This is a genomic window from Peptoanaerobacter stomatis (genome assembly GCF_000238095.2).
GTDB classification, from domain to species: domain Bacteria; phylum Bacillota; class Clostridia; order Peptostreptococcales; family Filifactoraceae; genus Peptoanaerobacter; species Peptoanaerobacter stomatis_A.
Window position 1 is genome coordinate 1729022 of the sequence record NZ_JH815225.1, and the last position, 15299, is coordinate 1744320.

At 31.6% G+C, this 15299-nt stretch carries 10 protein-coding genes; all 10 read right to left on the reverse strand.

Translation table 11 applies throughout. The annotated features are described in order from the left end of the window. Positions 1 to 38: 38 nt before the first annotated feature. Positions 39 to 1244, reverse strand: coding sequence for an ABC transporter permease (locus HMPREF9630_RS07570; RefSeq protein WP_009527914.1), 1206 nt, complete (start codon positions 1242 to 1244; stop codon positions 39 to 41). Between the two features lie 170 nt (positions 1245 to 1414). Beyond that, a complete protein-coding gene (locus HMPREF9630_RS07575; protein WP_009527915.1) occupies positions 1415 to 2122 on the reverse strand; it encodes an ABC transporter ATP-binding protein in 708 nt (235 codons plus the stop codon). Positions 2123 to 2151: 29 nt separating this feature from the next. Beyond that, the gene (locus tag HMPREF9630_RS07580; RefSeq protein WP_009527916.1) at positions 2152 to 3480 is read right to left on the reverse strand and encodes an efflux RND transporter periplasmic adaptor subunit; all 1329 of its coding nucleotides are present in this window, start codon (positions 3478 to 3480) and stop codon (positions 2152 to 2154) included. Positions 3481 to 3820: 340 nt separating this feature from the next. Further along, positions 3821 to 5188: a phosphoglucosamine mutase gene (glmM, locus tag HMPREF9630_RS07585; RefSeq protein ID WP_009525232.1), complete on the reverse strand. Its 1368-nt coding sequence runs from the start codon at positions 5186 to 5188 to the stop codon at positions 3821 to 3823. A 262-nt stretch (positions 5189 to 5450) separates the two neighbouring features. Beyond that, on the reverse strand, positions 5451 to 6332 hold the full coding sequence (hemC, locus tag HMPREF9630_RS07590) for a hydroxymethylbilane synthase (RefSeq protein WP_009527917.1): 882 nt from the start codon (positions 6330 to 6332) through the stop codon (positions 5451 to 5453). Between the two features lie 255 nt (positions 6333 to 6587). After that, complete coding sequence (locus HMPREF9630_RS07595; RefSeq protein ID WP_009527918.1) at positions 6588 to 7058, reverse strand: precorrin-2 dehydrogenase/sirohydrochlorin ferrochelatase family protein; 471 nt, start codon at positions 7056 to 7058, stop codon at positions 6588 to 6590. A gap of 82 nt (positions 7059 to 7140) precedes the next feature. Then, the gene (locus HMPREF9630_RS07600; RefSeq protein WP_009527919.1) at positions 7141 to 8490 is read right to left on the reverse strand and encodes a ribonuclease E/G; all 1350 of its coding nucleotides are present in this window, start codon (positions 8488 to 8490) and stop codon (positions 7141 to 7143) included. A 7-nt stretch (positions 8491 to 8497) separates the two neighbouring features. Beyond that, positions 8498 to 9175 carry a TIGR03936 family radical SAM-associated protein gene (locus HMPREF9630_RS07605; RefSeq protein ID WP_009527920.1) on the reverse strand — a complete coding sequence of 226 codons (678 nt, stop codon included), beginning with the start codon at positions 9173 to 9175 and terminating at the stop codon, positions 8498 to 8500. A 413-nt stretch (positions 9176 to 9588) separates the two neighbouring features. Then, entirely contained in the window at positions 9589 to 11436 is a 1848-nt protein-coding gene (locus tag HMPREF9630_RS07610) for a TIGR03960 family B12-binding radical SAM protein (RefSeq protein ID WP_009527921.1), read from the reverse strand. Positions 11437 to 11532: 96 nt separating this feature from the next. After that, positions 11533 to 15066, reverse strand: a complete 3534-nt coding sequence (gene smc / locus HMPREF9630_RS07615) for a chromosome segregation protein SMC (protein WP_009527922.1) — start codon at positions 15064 to 15066, stop codon at positions 11533 to 11535. Positions 15067 to 15299 lie beyond the last annotated feature (233 nt).

The following is a 15299-nucleotide window of genomic DNA, read 5'->3' on the forward strand; positions in this document are numbered from 1 at the left end:
TTACAAGGAACATCTTTTTATATTTATAAAATTAAAAACTATTCATATCTAAGTGCATCTATCGGGTCAAGATTTGATGCTTTATTTGCAGGGAAGATCCCAAAGAATATACCGACGCCGAATGAGAATACTACTGCTGTTATAATGGCATTTATCGATATAGTGGAGTCCACGTTCATAAATTTGGTTGCTATATTTGACAGTCCAAGACCTATTAGTGTACCTATTATACCTCCTGCACCTGATAATATTATTGATTCTATCAGGAATTGAAGCAATATGTCTTTTTTTCTTGCTCCAAGAGATTTTCTTATACCTATCTCTTTTGTTCTTTCAGTTACTGATACGAGCATTATATTCATTATACCTATACCGCCGACTACAAGAGATATTGCAGCTATTGCACCTAATCCGAGCGACAACATAGTAAGCATTTGATTTATCATGCCTGCTTGTTCTTCTAAAGTCTGTATTTTATATGTCGAAGGGTCAGCTTGTTTGTATCTTGTAACAAATTCTTTTATCTTGTTGCTCTCTGTTACTGAATTCAGATTTTCAGCAACTTTCATATCCAAATAACCCGTGCTTGAACCTGCAATTGTGTATGGAATATATGCGTCTGTTTGATTGCCTCCACCTATGGAGTCAAAGATGGTTTTTTCTTTATTATATACACCTATTATTTTAAGTGTAGTAGTTTCACCATCTATTGTACCTGTTATTTCTTCGCCTACTATATCTTCTCTTCCAAACAGTGCTTGAGCAAATTCTCTGTTTACTATTGTTACTTTTTTTCTTCCTATTACATCATTTTCTTGAAAATCTCTACCGTATATTATTTTGTAAGTGCTTAATTCTTTGATATAGTTATAATCTGCACCCATAAAATTGACTTTTTGCTCTTTAATACCTCTTTTTATAGTGCTGACAGAACCGTTTGATAAGGATATATATGCTAATTGATTTTTAAATTTTCCTTTTATATAATCGACATCTTCAAGAGTAAAATATTTGTTATCGTCAATTTGATTTTCTTCTTCATAATTTACATATAACATAACTCTGTTTTTACCGAAACCGCTTATAAACTTGTTCATAGTGGCTTTGGTAGATTCACCGACTGATGTTATGGTAATTACTGATGCGATACCTATGATTATGCCGAGCATAGTCAAAAAAGAGCGCATCTTGTTGGCTTTTATTGATGATAGAGCCATTTTGAAGTTTTCTAATATTAATCCCATATTTACCTCATAAAATCTTTAAAAATTTATATAATTCAACAAAGTGTAATAGCTTTGCTGATAGAATTTAATACCTATATCTGATTAGATGATGAATAATTTTTAAATATAAGTTTAAATTTAAAATATAATGTTTTGATAAACTATCAATAAAACATAGTCTAATCTTATTAGAATTTTGATATATTGTAGTTTATTTCGTCTTTTAGTATGTTTCCGTCTTTGAATGTTATTATTCGTTTTGTGTAGGCTGCTATATCAGGTTCGTGTGTTACCAATATTACAGTCTTGCCTTGTGCATTTAACTCGGCAAAAATTTGCATTATTTCTACTGATGATTTTGAGTCCAGATTACCTGTGGGTTCGTCTGCCAATATTATAGGGGGGTCGTTGGCAAGTGCTCTTGCTATTGCTACTCTTTGGCGTTGACCTCCTGATAATTCGTTGGGCATATGGTGAAGTCTTTCTGACAGACCTACATCTTCAAGCAATTTTTCTGCACGTTTTGTTCTGTAGTTGGAATCTTTTTTTGCGTATATCATAGGCAACTCTACATTTTTAAGTGCCGATGTTCTTGATATAAGGTTGAAAGACTGGAATACAAAGCCTATTTTTTGGTTTCTTATATATGCAAGCTCGTTTTGTGTCTTGTCTTTTATGTTTATGCCTTCCAATATATATTCGCCTTCGCTCTGTTTATCAAGACAGCCTATTATATTCATAAGTGTGGATTTTCCGGAGCCTGATGAGCCCATAATTGATACAAACTCGCCTTTTTCTATTTCAAAGTTTACACCCTTTAGAGCCATAAGCTCGCTATCGCCCATTTGATATTTCTTTTTCAGGTCTATTACTTGTACTACCTTGTTATCAGACATTAACTTGCTCCTATTTCTAAATTAATTTGTTATTTTGCGACTTGTTCCTGTGGTTGAGCTCCATATTGCATCATCATTGAATTGTCAACTATTTGAACTTTTTGTCCGTCCATAAAAGTTTCTTGTGGGCTTTTTACTATTTGCATACCCTCTGTTAACTGCGGTGATGAAATCTCTGTTTCCAAATCAGATTCCAGACCTTTTGTAACTTCTATCTTTTTAAGTGTGTCGTTTTCTACTGTAAATATATAGTTTTTATCTTCGACAGTCAGTATAGAATCAAACGGTACTTTGAACACGTTGTTTACGCCTTGTATTTTTATTGTGGCTTTTGCATTTACTCCAGATATAAGTCTTTCATCTTTTTGTGTAACTAATATTTTTACAGGTACTATTATGCTGTTGCTTGAAGATGATTTTTCGCCTGTAGGAGATATTCTGTTTACTACTCCGGATACGGTGTCTTTTCCTAATACGTCTGCTGATATTTTTACTTCTTGATTTAATTTTATTTTAGATATGTCATACTCGCCGACTTTTGCCACTACATATTTTTTGCTTTCATCTTCTATTATGAACATAGGTTTGTGGTTTTCAGTATCTTGTGCATATCTACCGATTTTTGCATATACTCTTGTAACTGTACCTTGTATTGGTGATGTTATTTTTAATTTTTCCAATTTTTCTAATTTTTGTGACAGTGATATTTTTTTGTTTTCTAATGCTGTAAGTGCAGATTGCTTAGGTGTAGCTTGATTTATTTGTGCCTGTATGTCATGCTCACCTTTTTTTAGAGCTTCTTGTGCGTTGTCATATGATATTTGTGCTTGTTCCAATGCAGTTTTTGCATTGTCATATTCTTGCTGAGGTATAGCACCTGAATCTAACAATTGTTTTTTATCATCTAATGCTTTTGTTGCATTATCCAATGCTATTTTTGCATTTTCACTGTTAAGTTTGAGAGATTCTGTTGATTTGTAAATATCATTTACTGAGTCATATGATTCACCAAGTTTTTGCTCATCGAATTTTATTTCGTTTTGTAACAATGTTATTTCATCTCTTAGAGCTTCTCCGTCAAGCTCTGCCAATACTTGACCTTTTTGTACCGTATCACCTTCTTTTACATTTATCTTGACAACTTCATAGTTGTATGGAGATGTTATTTCTGCTGAGTCTTCAGAAGATACATTACCTTGCACTTCTACTACGCTTTCCACATTACCTTTTTCCAAGGTAGAGACTTCAACCGGTGTAGTCATCTCAGGCTTGGGTCCAAAGAAATTGAAGGCTATAAAAACAGCAATAATAGCGATTATTGCAAATATTATAATTTTTTTCTTGCTAAATTTTTTCATAAAACACTCCTTAATCTGTTTTAATTTTATAAGTTTATTTATTACAGTTTTATTTTTACCAAAAACTAAGCTGTTTTAAAATCATATTTGCAAAATTTTTTAGATAGGCTTAAAATTTTATCTGATTTAAAAGTATATAAATCAAATCAGTAAAAGTTTTAAATAAAAAAACCACACAGTTTAACTTATGTGTGGTCTTTTAAAGCGTATAAATTCTGAAATTAATTATAACTTATAAAATTTCCACAGCTATTATTTAAAATTTTGTAAATAACTATTTTATTTCATAATAATAATTTATATTATAAAGTTTAAATAAATATTAAATGCTTTTTAAATATTATTTACATTTTTCTGAAATAAGCTGTGCGAGTTCGTTTGCCATAGTTGTTATCTTGTCTTCATCTTTTCCTTCTATCATTACCCTTACAAGAGGCTCTGTGCCTGACGGTCTTATAAGCACTCTGCCTTCCTGTGCCATATCTTCTTCTATCTGCTTAATTTTTTGAGCAATCTCCGGTATCTCCATATAAGTTTGCTTGAATTTGTTGTCTACTTTTGCATTTACCAAAACTTGAGGATATATGTCCATTATTTTTGCAAGTTCGCTCATTTTTTTCTTGCTTTGCTTCAATATGGAAGATAGTATTAACGAGCTTAATATTCCGTCACCTGTCGTGTTGTAGTCCAAAAATATTATATGTCCGGATTGTTCTCCGCCTATTGAATAACCGCATTTTAACATTTCTTCAAGTACATATCTGTCGCCTACACCTGTTATGCTCAAATCTATATCGTTTTGTTTTGCTGATATGTGAAGCCCTAAATTGCTCATAACCGTAACTACGAGCTTGTTATCTTTTAATTTGTCTTGTTCTTTTAAATGCTTGGCACAGATGAGCATTATTTTGTCGCCGTCTACGATTTCTCCTTTTTCATCAACAGCTATAAGTCTGTCTGAATCGCCGTCATATGCCAAACCTATGTCGGCTTTTTGTTGTAATACGGCTTTTTGAAGATTTTGGGGATGAGTAGAGCCACAATCCCAATTTATGTTTAAGCCGTTAGGTTTGTCTGCTATGGTGTGTACTGTAGCTTTTAATCTCTTAAATACTTCAGGTGCGATTTTATAAGCGGCACCGTTTGACGTATCCAATACCACTTTGAGACCTTTTAAATCTGTATTTACAATTTTTTGTAAAAAATCCATATAAGCCTCTTTTGGATTCTCCCTTTTGACAAGTCTGCCTATGGCGTTGTGAGTAGGAGAATTTATAATATCTTTTTTGTTTTCCATTTGCTCGATTAAATCTTCGATTTCCTCTTCGATTGCATCTGCAAGTTTGAAGCCTTGTGAATTGAAAAATTTAATTCCGTTATATTCCATAGGATTGTGCGATGCGGATATAACCGTACCTATGTCAGCTTTAAAAAATCGTGTCAGATATGCAACAGCAGGTGTAGGAACTATACCGGCATCTATTACATCAATGCCTACGCTTGTAAAGCCCGCCATAAGAGCATATTTTAAAGTGTCCTTTGATATTCTTGTATCTGTGCCTATTATTGCAAGAGGTTTTTGTCCGTCGTGATGTGAATATTTACTTATGATATATCCACCTGCTCTTGCCAATTTGTATGCAAGTGTAGGAGTGAGTTCCTCATTGGCGATACCTCTGACTCCGTCTGTACCGAAATATTTTCTCATATAATTTTCTCCTGTTTTTTTATAATAATTTAATTTGCTTATCAAAATAAATAATATTTGTAAGATGATATTTTCAGTGTATACAAGATATTTAATGATTAATACTGATATCTAAGAAACATAGATGTTATATAATAAAAAATATCTAAATAATTATAACATAATTTATGAAAATGTAACAGTTTTCGTTAAATTAATGCAAATAAAAAAACAAAGAGATGTGAAAAATACATTTCTTTGTTTTCTGTTCCTTTAAAGTCAATTATATTTTGGACATTATTTTTTTTGCGAGGTCTATTCCTAAATTTTCGGGTGCTTGTGATATTTGTTCGTCATATATGAATGAAGTGCCGTCTATATCTGATTTAAAGCCGATTATTTTATAGATATTGTCTTTTTTTGTGCAGTATGCACCTGCGGGTGAGTGGCAACCTCCACCTATATAGTCTAAGAATTCTCTTTCTTGCATGACACAGTCCATAGTAGTTTTGTCGTTTATTTTTTCGAGCATAGAGATTATTTCTTCGTTGTCGGATGTGGTTTCTACACATATACAGCCTTGTCCTGAGGCTGATATGAAAGGAAGTTCCTGATAATTTACATCTTTTAGCATATCGAGCCTTTTTAAACCTGCTTTTGCGAGAACTATTGCGTCAAAATTTTCTTCTTTCATTTTTCTCAATCGTGTTTGGATGTTGCCTCTTATGTTGCAGATTTCAAAGCCTGGACTTATTTTTTTGAGCTGTACTTCTCGTCTTATGGAGGAGGTACCTATTTTTGCATTTTTTGGCAAATCATATATATTTGAGCAGTTTTTTGCGAATATCATTATATCTTTGTTGGTGTCACGTTTGATATATGCGCTTATCTGCAAGTTTTCGCTTAGTTGTGTGGGGATGTCTTTGAGTGAGTGGACTGCCATGGATACTTCACCTTTTATGAGCATATCTTCGATTTCTTGTGTAAATAGTCCTTTTGAGCCTATTTGTGACAGTTTGTTATTGAGATTTTTGTCTCCTAAGGTATCGATGGTTACAATTTCAAATTTAATATTCGGATATATTTTTTTGAGCATATCGACTACGATTTGCGTTTGTTTGAGTGCAAGCATACTTTTTCTGCTTGCTACTTTTATGATTTTCATAATGTCCTCATAAATTTTTTAAAATAATTTTATTGTAATACAAAGGTTAATATAATAATGGATATTTTTGTTTTTAAAATTTTATTGGCTAAGTAAAATTAAGCATATTTAAAATAAACAAAATATACTAAAACCAAATAGAAAAATAGTATTGCATAAATTTAATGAAATATAACAAATATTTATGGAAAACTCAGATAAATTGTCTATTATATGAGAGAATAGTAATATGCCTGTCTATTAATCAAACGAATATTAATATAAAGGAAAATTTTCCAGTTTTTCACATATATTTTTGGATAATTTGGGGTCATTTCCATAGGTTGTGATTGCTATGGCGTAATCATCGGTCTGTATTGAGGGCATATTTGCAAAATTGGAGCTTTCTTGATGTTTACAAAAATTTGCCAATATAAATCTGTTTTTTTGTGCAGTGCTTATATCTGAAAGTATTTTTCTTTGAGTTTTATCGTCATCAGTACAGGCAAAAATCATATCGTAGCCGTCTATGTCGCAGGATTCATATTTTTTTATTTCATAGTGTATATTTTGTCTTGCTGATATGTTTGTTAGCTTGTCTTTTGATATGTCGAGCGATACAATCTTGATGTTTTTGCATATGTCTATAATTGAGCACAGTTTTCTGTATCCTACTGTGCCAAGACCTATTATGAGCACGTTTATATCGGAGACGTCCAAGTTTATGGGATATAAGTTGTTTTGCATATAATCACCTTGTGTTAAACTGATATTTGTTTGAAAAACGGATATATAATATGTTATTCAAAGTATGGAAATATAGCATTATTTAGTGGATTTTTATGTTGAAATTACTTCTTTTTAGATAATCAGGTATTATTTTTATATTATATTTTTCTTCTAATATTTTTATATATTTATTAGTTTTTTCGCTTTCAAATGTAGGAATATGGATGTTGACGGATTTTATTTGTTCCAAGTTTTCTTCATCTGTGATTTGCATATTTGAGAGTTTTTCTGATATTTGCTCGAATATATATTCTACGGAATAGAGTTTGGTAAAATTTTTATCAAGCAATATCTCGGATATGGACAAGTCTTCTTTTTTTCTGATTATTTGCATAAGTGACAGCTTTGTAATTGATACTACGCTTGATTTTCTGTCGTCATTTTCCAATTGTGTATTCATTTGATTTATGAGATTTTTTGCGAGTTTATCGTCATTCATCTCTATGAAATCTATCAGAATTATCCCGCTTAAATCTCTGAGCATTATCTGTTTTGCGATTTCCGGTATTGCAATACTGTTTATGTGGTGTGCATTTTTGTTTTTGTCTTTGTATTTGAAATAGCCTGCGGAGTTTACGTCTATTACATACATTGCTTCTGTTTTTTGTATGTATAGATTAATTCCGTTTTGCATTGATATTTTATCGCTGAGCAGGGCATCTATCTGTGTGTTTATAAGATTTTTTTCGAACAGGTTTTCATTTTTGCAGATGATGTTATCTATCTTAAATGATGAGCGTTTTAATCTATCTGCTGTTTGTTTGTCGTTTATAATGAGCTCGTCTATATCTGTGTTCAGCTTTGATAAAAATAATTCTTCGCTTTCGTATTGTCTGTAAAGTAATTGGGGTTTTGATGTGAGTTTTGCTTTTAGCTTAATTTGAGAGTATATTTTGTCAAATTCTTCTGTTTCTGATATTGCACTGTGAATATCATCTTTCGTGCAGTTACTTCTCAATATTATTTTTGTGTCTGATAATATGGAGGGATTTATTGCATTTTTGAAAGTCTCTATTATCTCATCATCTTTTGATTTGTTTGATATGGACAGTCCGCTACTTCCTTTTATATAGATTGTATATTTTCCTACAAGTGTTATCTCGTCTGTGAGCTTAGGATTTTTTTCGTTGTTATAGATTTTTTTTATCTGGCAGAGCTTGTATTCAAAATTGTCTTTGCCGTAGTAGTGCATAAAGCCGTCAGTATTTTCATCTAATGACAGAGAAAGCGAGCTCATAGATATGTTGTGTTTCTTTTTTTTTGCTATGAATATATCTTTTTCAAAATATGGTTGATTTTTATCTGTTATTTTGAGTTTTTTGAGTATATCGTCTTTAAAATATGCTATTTTATCGAGAAAAAGTCCTTTTTGTATGATTATTTTTTTCATAATATTTTTATAACGCTCTGGTTATTTCTCCGTTTTCGTTCATATTATATGTGTCTGTCTTTGTTATTATGGTGAATGTGTCTTGCTCTAAACCTGATTGAGTGAGTATATATGAAAGAAGTGCTCGTGGGTTTAATGTCTTTGCGGAGGATGTGCATATGGTTGATTTTATTATGTTTTTTTCTTCGTCATAACTCAATTCTTCAATATACTCCTTCATATCGTAGGGTATTTCGTTGCCGCTTTTGCTTATTCTGCTGAACATTATTGTCTTGGATGAATTTATGGTGTCTATTGCATTCATTATGCTGCCAAAGTTTATTTCGTCGTCTATTTCAAATTCAAATTTGCTGTGTGTTATGAATGACATAAGGGCTTCGGTTTTATCTTCGAATTTTTTTGCTTTTGTGAAGATTATGCCTTCTACTGAGGCTGTGTTGTATCTTTCGATAAGTTCGTCTAAGGAAATGCTCTCGTCTTCCAATTCCAAGTCAATGTATTCGCAGTAGCTTTGCATTCCTACGGATAATGCAGGAGAAAATGAAGTTTTGGGATGTGGAGAAAAGCCTTGCGAGTATGAAAGTTTTATTCCTGCTCTTCTTGATATCCTCTCCATTAATTTTACTATGTCCAAGTGCGATATATATGAAATATCGCCTAATTTTTGATATTGAACTCTTATCATCGATTACCTTTCTATATTTAATTGTATATACCAATTTCTATAATATTGTTGATACATATATAATTTATAAATAATAAAAAAGACCTTCAAATGGTCAAATTTTTGTTGAAATTATTTGTTGTATGAAGTATAATGTGTTTAGAAAAGGTAGTAAGCCTATCGGCTTTTCCCTTAGAGTGATTATTTATAAAAACCACTGTAGTTGGGATACAGTGGTTTTTTGTTGCCTAATTTTTATTATTGTTTATAAAAAGGGCTATGATTTGTAATATCAAATCTAAAGCCATAAGCATTATGGTTATAACTTCAAATGTTGACATACAATCACCCCCTAACATTTAAAATTAGGGAAAAACACTGCATACTACCTTTTGCATATTATATCATAAAAAAATATATTTTGAAATTTATTTTTAACCGCATAGCCCTACGGCTATATCTTTGTTTACCATACATCCTGTGCAACCTTTTCTGCAATCATGTGTCAATTGTTCTTTTTTTGCACGTTCATTTTCTAAAATCAAATATCTTTTTGATACTCCGCAATCTATGTGGTCCCAAGGGAATATCTCTTCATAATCTCTTTGTCTTGTGGCGTAAAAATCTACGTCTAATCCGACTTCTTCAAACGCTTGTATCCAAGTGTCATAGTTGAAAAACTCACTCCAACCGTCCAATTTTGCGCCTAATTCGTATGCTCTTAGTATTGCTTTTGACTGTCTTCTGTCACCTCTTGCAAGTACGGCTTCTATTCGAGATGTTTTAGGATCATGGTAGCTGAAGGATACATTTTTATTTCGTATATTGTCTTTTATATAGAATTGTTTTTTCTTCATTTCGTCCAATGAGTTTTGACCGAACCACTGAAACGGAGTAAAAGGTTTTGGTACAAAATGAGATGCACTCAGCGATACTCCCATTCTTGCGGTTAATTTGCCGTTATGCGTATCTTTGTAAATATTTAATGCTCTATATCCGAGTTTTCTAAGCTCGTCTAAGTCTTCATAAGTTTCATAAGGCAAGCCTATCATAGAATAAAGTTTCACTCTATGCCAACCGCTTGTGAATATTTTTGTAAGCGTGTCGTCCAAATCTGAAGTATCAACGCCTTTATTTATAACATCTCTCATTCTTTGAGAGCCTGCTTCCGGTGCGAATGTCATACCTGATTTTTTTACTTTTTGTACTTTTTGAGCGGTATCGAGTGAAAATCCGTCTAATCTCAGCGAAGGTAGTGATATGGCTGTTTTTTCATCTGAGTATATTTCATTTAATTCGTCTATCAGACCGTTTATATCGGAGTAGTCACTGCTACTTAGAGAGGTTAATGATATTTCTTCGTATCCGGTAGAGTTGTACATTTGTTTTGATATGCTTTTCAAAGTTTCAAGTTTTCTTTCTCTTATCGGGCGGTATAGCATACCTGCTTGACAAAATCTGCAACCTCTTGTGCAACCTCTAAATATTTCAAGCATTATTCTTGAATGTACTATTTCTATATTTGGCACGATTATATTTTCCGGATAAAATGATTTGTCGAAGTCTTTTATTATTCTTTTTTTGATTTTTTGGGGAACACCTTCGTATTTTGGAGTGATGCTTTTAAAAGTGTTGTCATCGTTGTAACTTACATCATAAAATGCAGGGACGTATATGCCTTCTATATTCCTTGCAGCATCTAATAAAAATGCTTTTTTTGAATAGTTGGGAGAATTTTTGTGCTTTCTGTATAAATATAAAAACTCCACCATCATCTCTTCGCCTTCACCTATCTGCACAACATCTATAAAGTCTGCAATAGGCTCGCAGTTGTAAGCACAAGGTCCTCCTGCAACTATTATTGGATATTTGTCATCTCTGTCAGATGAATAATACGGTATATCTGCTAAATTGAACATATTCAATATATTTGTGAATGACATTTCGTATTGCAATGTGAAGCCTAAAAAATCGAACTCGTGCATATTTGAGCGACTTTCAATGGAGAAGAGTTTGATGTTTTGTTTCCTCATCTCTTGTTCAAAGTCATCATTAGGTGCAAAAACTCTTTCGCACCAAGCATAGTCAAGTGAGTTTATCAGATTGTAAAGTATTTGCATACCCAAGTGGCTCATACCTATTTCGTATGTGTCGGGAAAAGCGAATGCAAATCTCACGTCAACGGAGTTTTTGTCCTTTATTACGGAGTTTTTTTCCTTGCCTATATATCTTCCGGGCTTTTCAACTTTGTTTAATATTTTATAAAATTGTTTATCCGTCATATTTATCCTTTCGGGTTAATACTATATATTTTAATCCAACACTATATGGTGTTTTAACTCTAAACACTGCTTAAATAAGGGATGTTCAAACATATTTTATTCTTCTATATAGTGTTTTGCGTCTTCTAATTTCAAGCTGACTATATCAGATATACCTTTTTCCTGCATGGTTACACCATATATATAATCAGATGCTTCCATTGTTCCTCGTCTGTGAGTTATGGTTACGAATTGAGTTGTGTCTATGAGGGTGAGCAGGTATGAAATATATCTGTATATATTTGCGTCATCAAGCGGTGCATCTATCTCATCAAGTATGCAAAAAGGTACGGGTTTTCTTGCTATTATTGCAAATAGTAATGCTATTGCAGACAGTGCTTTTTCTCCTCCTGAAAGCATTGATATACCTCTCAATTTTTTTCCAGGAGGCTGTACGGATATATCTATGTTTGTATTTAATATGTCATCTTCATTTTCCAATATGAGCCTACCGCTTCCGCCACCGAATAAAATTTTGAATATATCGTCAAAGTTTTTGTTTATGATTTCAAAATTGGTTTTAAAATCTTCAATCATGCTCTTTTCCAAACTCTTTATTACGGAGTTTATCTTTGATATGGATTGCTCCAAATCTTCTTTTTGAGATTTGTAAAAAATATATCTTTCGTTGACTTTGGCAAATTCTTCTATTGAGTCTATGTTTACATTGCCTAAGGCTGAAATTTGTTCTTTTAAAGTTTTGATAGTGTTTTGGCTTATGATTATGGTTTTATCTTCATAGGCTTTTGCATCTTGCAGGCTCATAGAATATGATTGTTCTAAACTCTCTGATAGCAGTTGTATCTTGTAATTTACTTTGCTTTCTTCACTTTCAATTTTGATTATCTGTGCATTTATATTGTTTTGTGAAGACAGTAGTTGTTCCTTTTTTTCTCTGAGCTTTTTCAGATTTTCAGATTTCTCTTTTTCTCCTGATGAAATTTTGCCAAGTTTCTCGATATTTTCAGATATTTTATTTTGTATATCGACATTTGCATTTTCAATAGAGTTTATGAGTTCCTTGTATTTCTCTATTTGAGAGAGATTGGATGTGATTTTGTTTTTGGATTGTTCTGTCTTTTTGCTATGTGATTTGATGGTTTCGCTTAATTCGTCTATTTGGAGCTTTGTATTTGATAAAGATTGCTCTATGAGGCTTTTTTTAAGCTCAAGTTCGTTTATACTGTTTTGCAATTTATCAAGTTTTTCATTTTCTTGTCTTAATTTTTCATTTTGAAATGTCAATTTTAAATTCATTTCATTTTGTGTCTGATTTAGATTTTCTAATGTCTGTATATCATTTTCGTAAGATTCGGTAGCTTTTTTATTTGTATATTCTACTGTTTTTCTTTCTTCGTTCAGATTTTCGAGCATTTGCTGTTGGTGTTCAAGCTTGGTTTTTAGAGTTGCAGTCTCGTTTTGTAAAGATATGTATACATCTTTATTTGACGATAGAGAGTATTTATTTTTTTCGTTTTCTTGATTTAATACATCTACAGAGTTTTTGTTGTTTTCAAATTCTGTTTTCAAATTTTGAACAGCTTGATTTAATTTTGCTATGTCTTCTTTATTTTGATTTATTGTGTTTCGCCTTGTGAATATCTCTTTTGAAAAATTGCTTGAACCACCTGTGATTGAACCGCCTATGTTGAATATTTCGCCTGTTTTCGTAGCTATTTTAAATGAGTTTGAATATTTTTTTGAAATTTTCAGCCCTGTGTCCATATCGTCTACTATGATCATTCTTCCGAGTAAATTGGATATGATATTTGCAAATTTGTTGTCATATTCTACAACGTCTATTGCTTTTACGCCTTCATCGTTGTAAGAAAATTGTGACGGTTTTATAGTATCTAATGGTAAAAATGTCGCTCTGCCTAAATTTTCTCTTTTTAAATAATCTATTGCGTCTTTGCTTTGGTGAGCTTTGTCTATTATGATGTTTTCAAGACGTCCTGCTAAGAGCTGTTCGATTGCTTTTTCATAGCCTTTTTTTACAGTAATCACATTGGCAACTACGTTTTGTATGCCTGTTAAGTCTTTGTTTCTAAGCAGAAATTTTACACCTTTTGAAAAGCCTTGCATATCATTTTCCAAGTTTTCAAGCAGGTTTGTCTTTGCTGTAAGGTCTTTTATATGCAGGTTATTTTCGTTTATTTTATTTAACAACAAATTATTTTCTTTTTGGTATTTTTGCAGAGTTTCTTCATTTTTTGAAATCTTATCTTCTATACTTTTTAAGGTCTCGTTTATTTCATCAATTTTCTGATTTTTTTCTTGCAGTTTTGAATTAAGATTTTCGATTATATCATTATGATTTTTGAATTCTTGTTCATATTCTAAAAATTTTTGAGCAAAACTGTCTATATTTGTCTTTTGAAATTCTATTTTTGTTTCGATTTTGGCTATTTCATTTTCGGTATCTCTTGTTTTTTGCTCATAAGTTCGTATATTTAAAGATATTTCGTTTATTTGTGCATTTATATTATTTTTATCTTCAAGGTGAGCTGTGATTGAATTTGCTATATCGCTTTTTTGATGAGTTGTGTTATCAAATTCATTTTTTAAGTGTTCATATTTTTGTTTTATATTTTCAAGTTCTTCATCAGCGTCATCTATTTGACTTTTTAAAAGTTCGTTGGTGTCCAACATATTTTTTATATTTTCATTTTTTATTGATATTTCGGAGCTGTTTTTTGCAAGATTTGATTTGTTTTCGGATATTTCTGCGTTCAATTCTTCTTTTTTTCTTGTTATATAGTCAAGTTCGTCTTGTGTTGAAGATAATGTATCGTTTGTATTTTTTAGCTCCAGTTCATTTTTTGAAAGTTCATCTTTTATTTGAGAGCTTTGAATTTGTATTTTTTCTATGTCTTTTTTCAACTCTTGCTCATTTTTCAGTATCTTATTGATTTCTTGTACTTTAAGCTCTTTTGAGTATTGAAGATATTTTTCGGCCTTTTCTTTTTGGAGTTTAAGTGGTTTTATTTGATTTTCTATCTCAATAAATATATCATTTATTCTTTCCAAGTTTTCTGTGGCTGAGGCTAAGTTTTTTTCGCCTTCTTCTTTTTTATAGCGATATTTTGTAATGCCGGATGCTTCTTCAAGCAGTGCTCTTTTTTGATTGCCTGTGGAATTTATTATTTCATCTACTCTGCCTTGTGAAATTATGGAGTAGCCTTCTTTGCCTATGCCGGTATCAAGCAGAATTTCTTTGATATCTTTTAGTCGGCATTTTTTTCCGTTTATGAAAAACTGGCTTTCTCCTGAACGATAGGCTTTTCTCTTTATGGAGAGCTCTGTGTAATCTATATCCACTTTTTTGTCTTCGTTGTCCAAGATGAGAGTAACTTCACAATATCCGAGTGCATTTCTGGTCTGTGTGCCTGAAAATATTACATCTTCAAGCTTATCTCCACGAAGTGATTTGATACTTTGTTCTCCGAGTACCCATCTTATGGCATCGAGGATATTGCTTTTACCGCTTCCGTTAGGTCCTACTATGGATATCATACCTTTTGGGAAGGTTATTGAAGTTTTATCAAGAAAGGATTTAAAACCTTTTATTTCTATACCTTTTAAATACATGATTATTCCTTAAAATTAAATTGTGTATCAGTTTATAATAATCTCAAATTAAATAATTATAAATAATTTTGTAAAAAAATTACTATAAATAAATTCATTGTGTTTTAAATAAAAAATTATACTGTATTTGATTTAGTATGTCTTATACTAATATCTAATAGAACAGTAGATAATTTATACGATAAATATAAATAGTATTTTATTAAATTTACACATTGTGTACAGTGCTATTC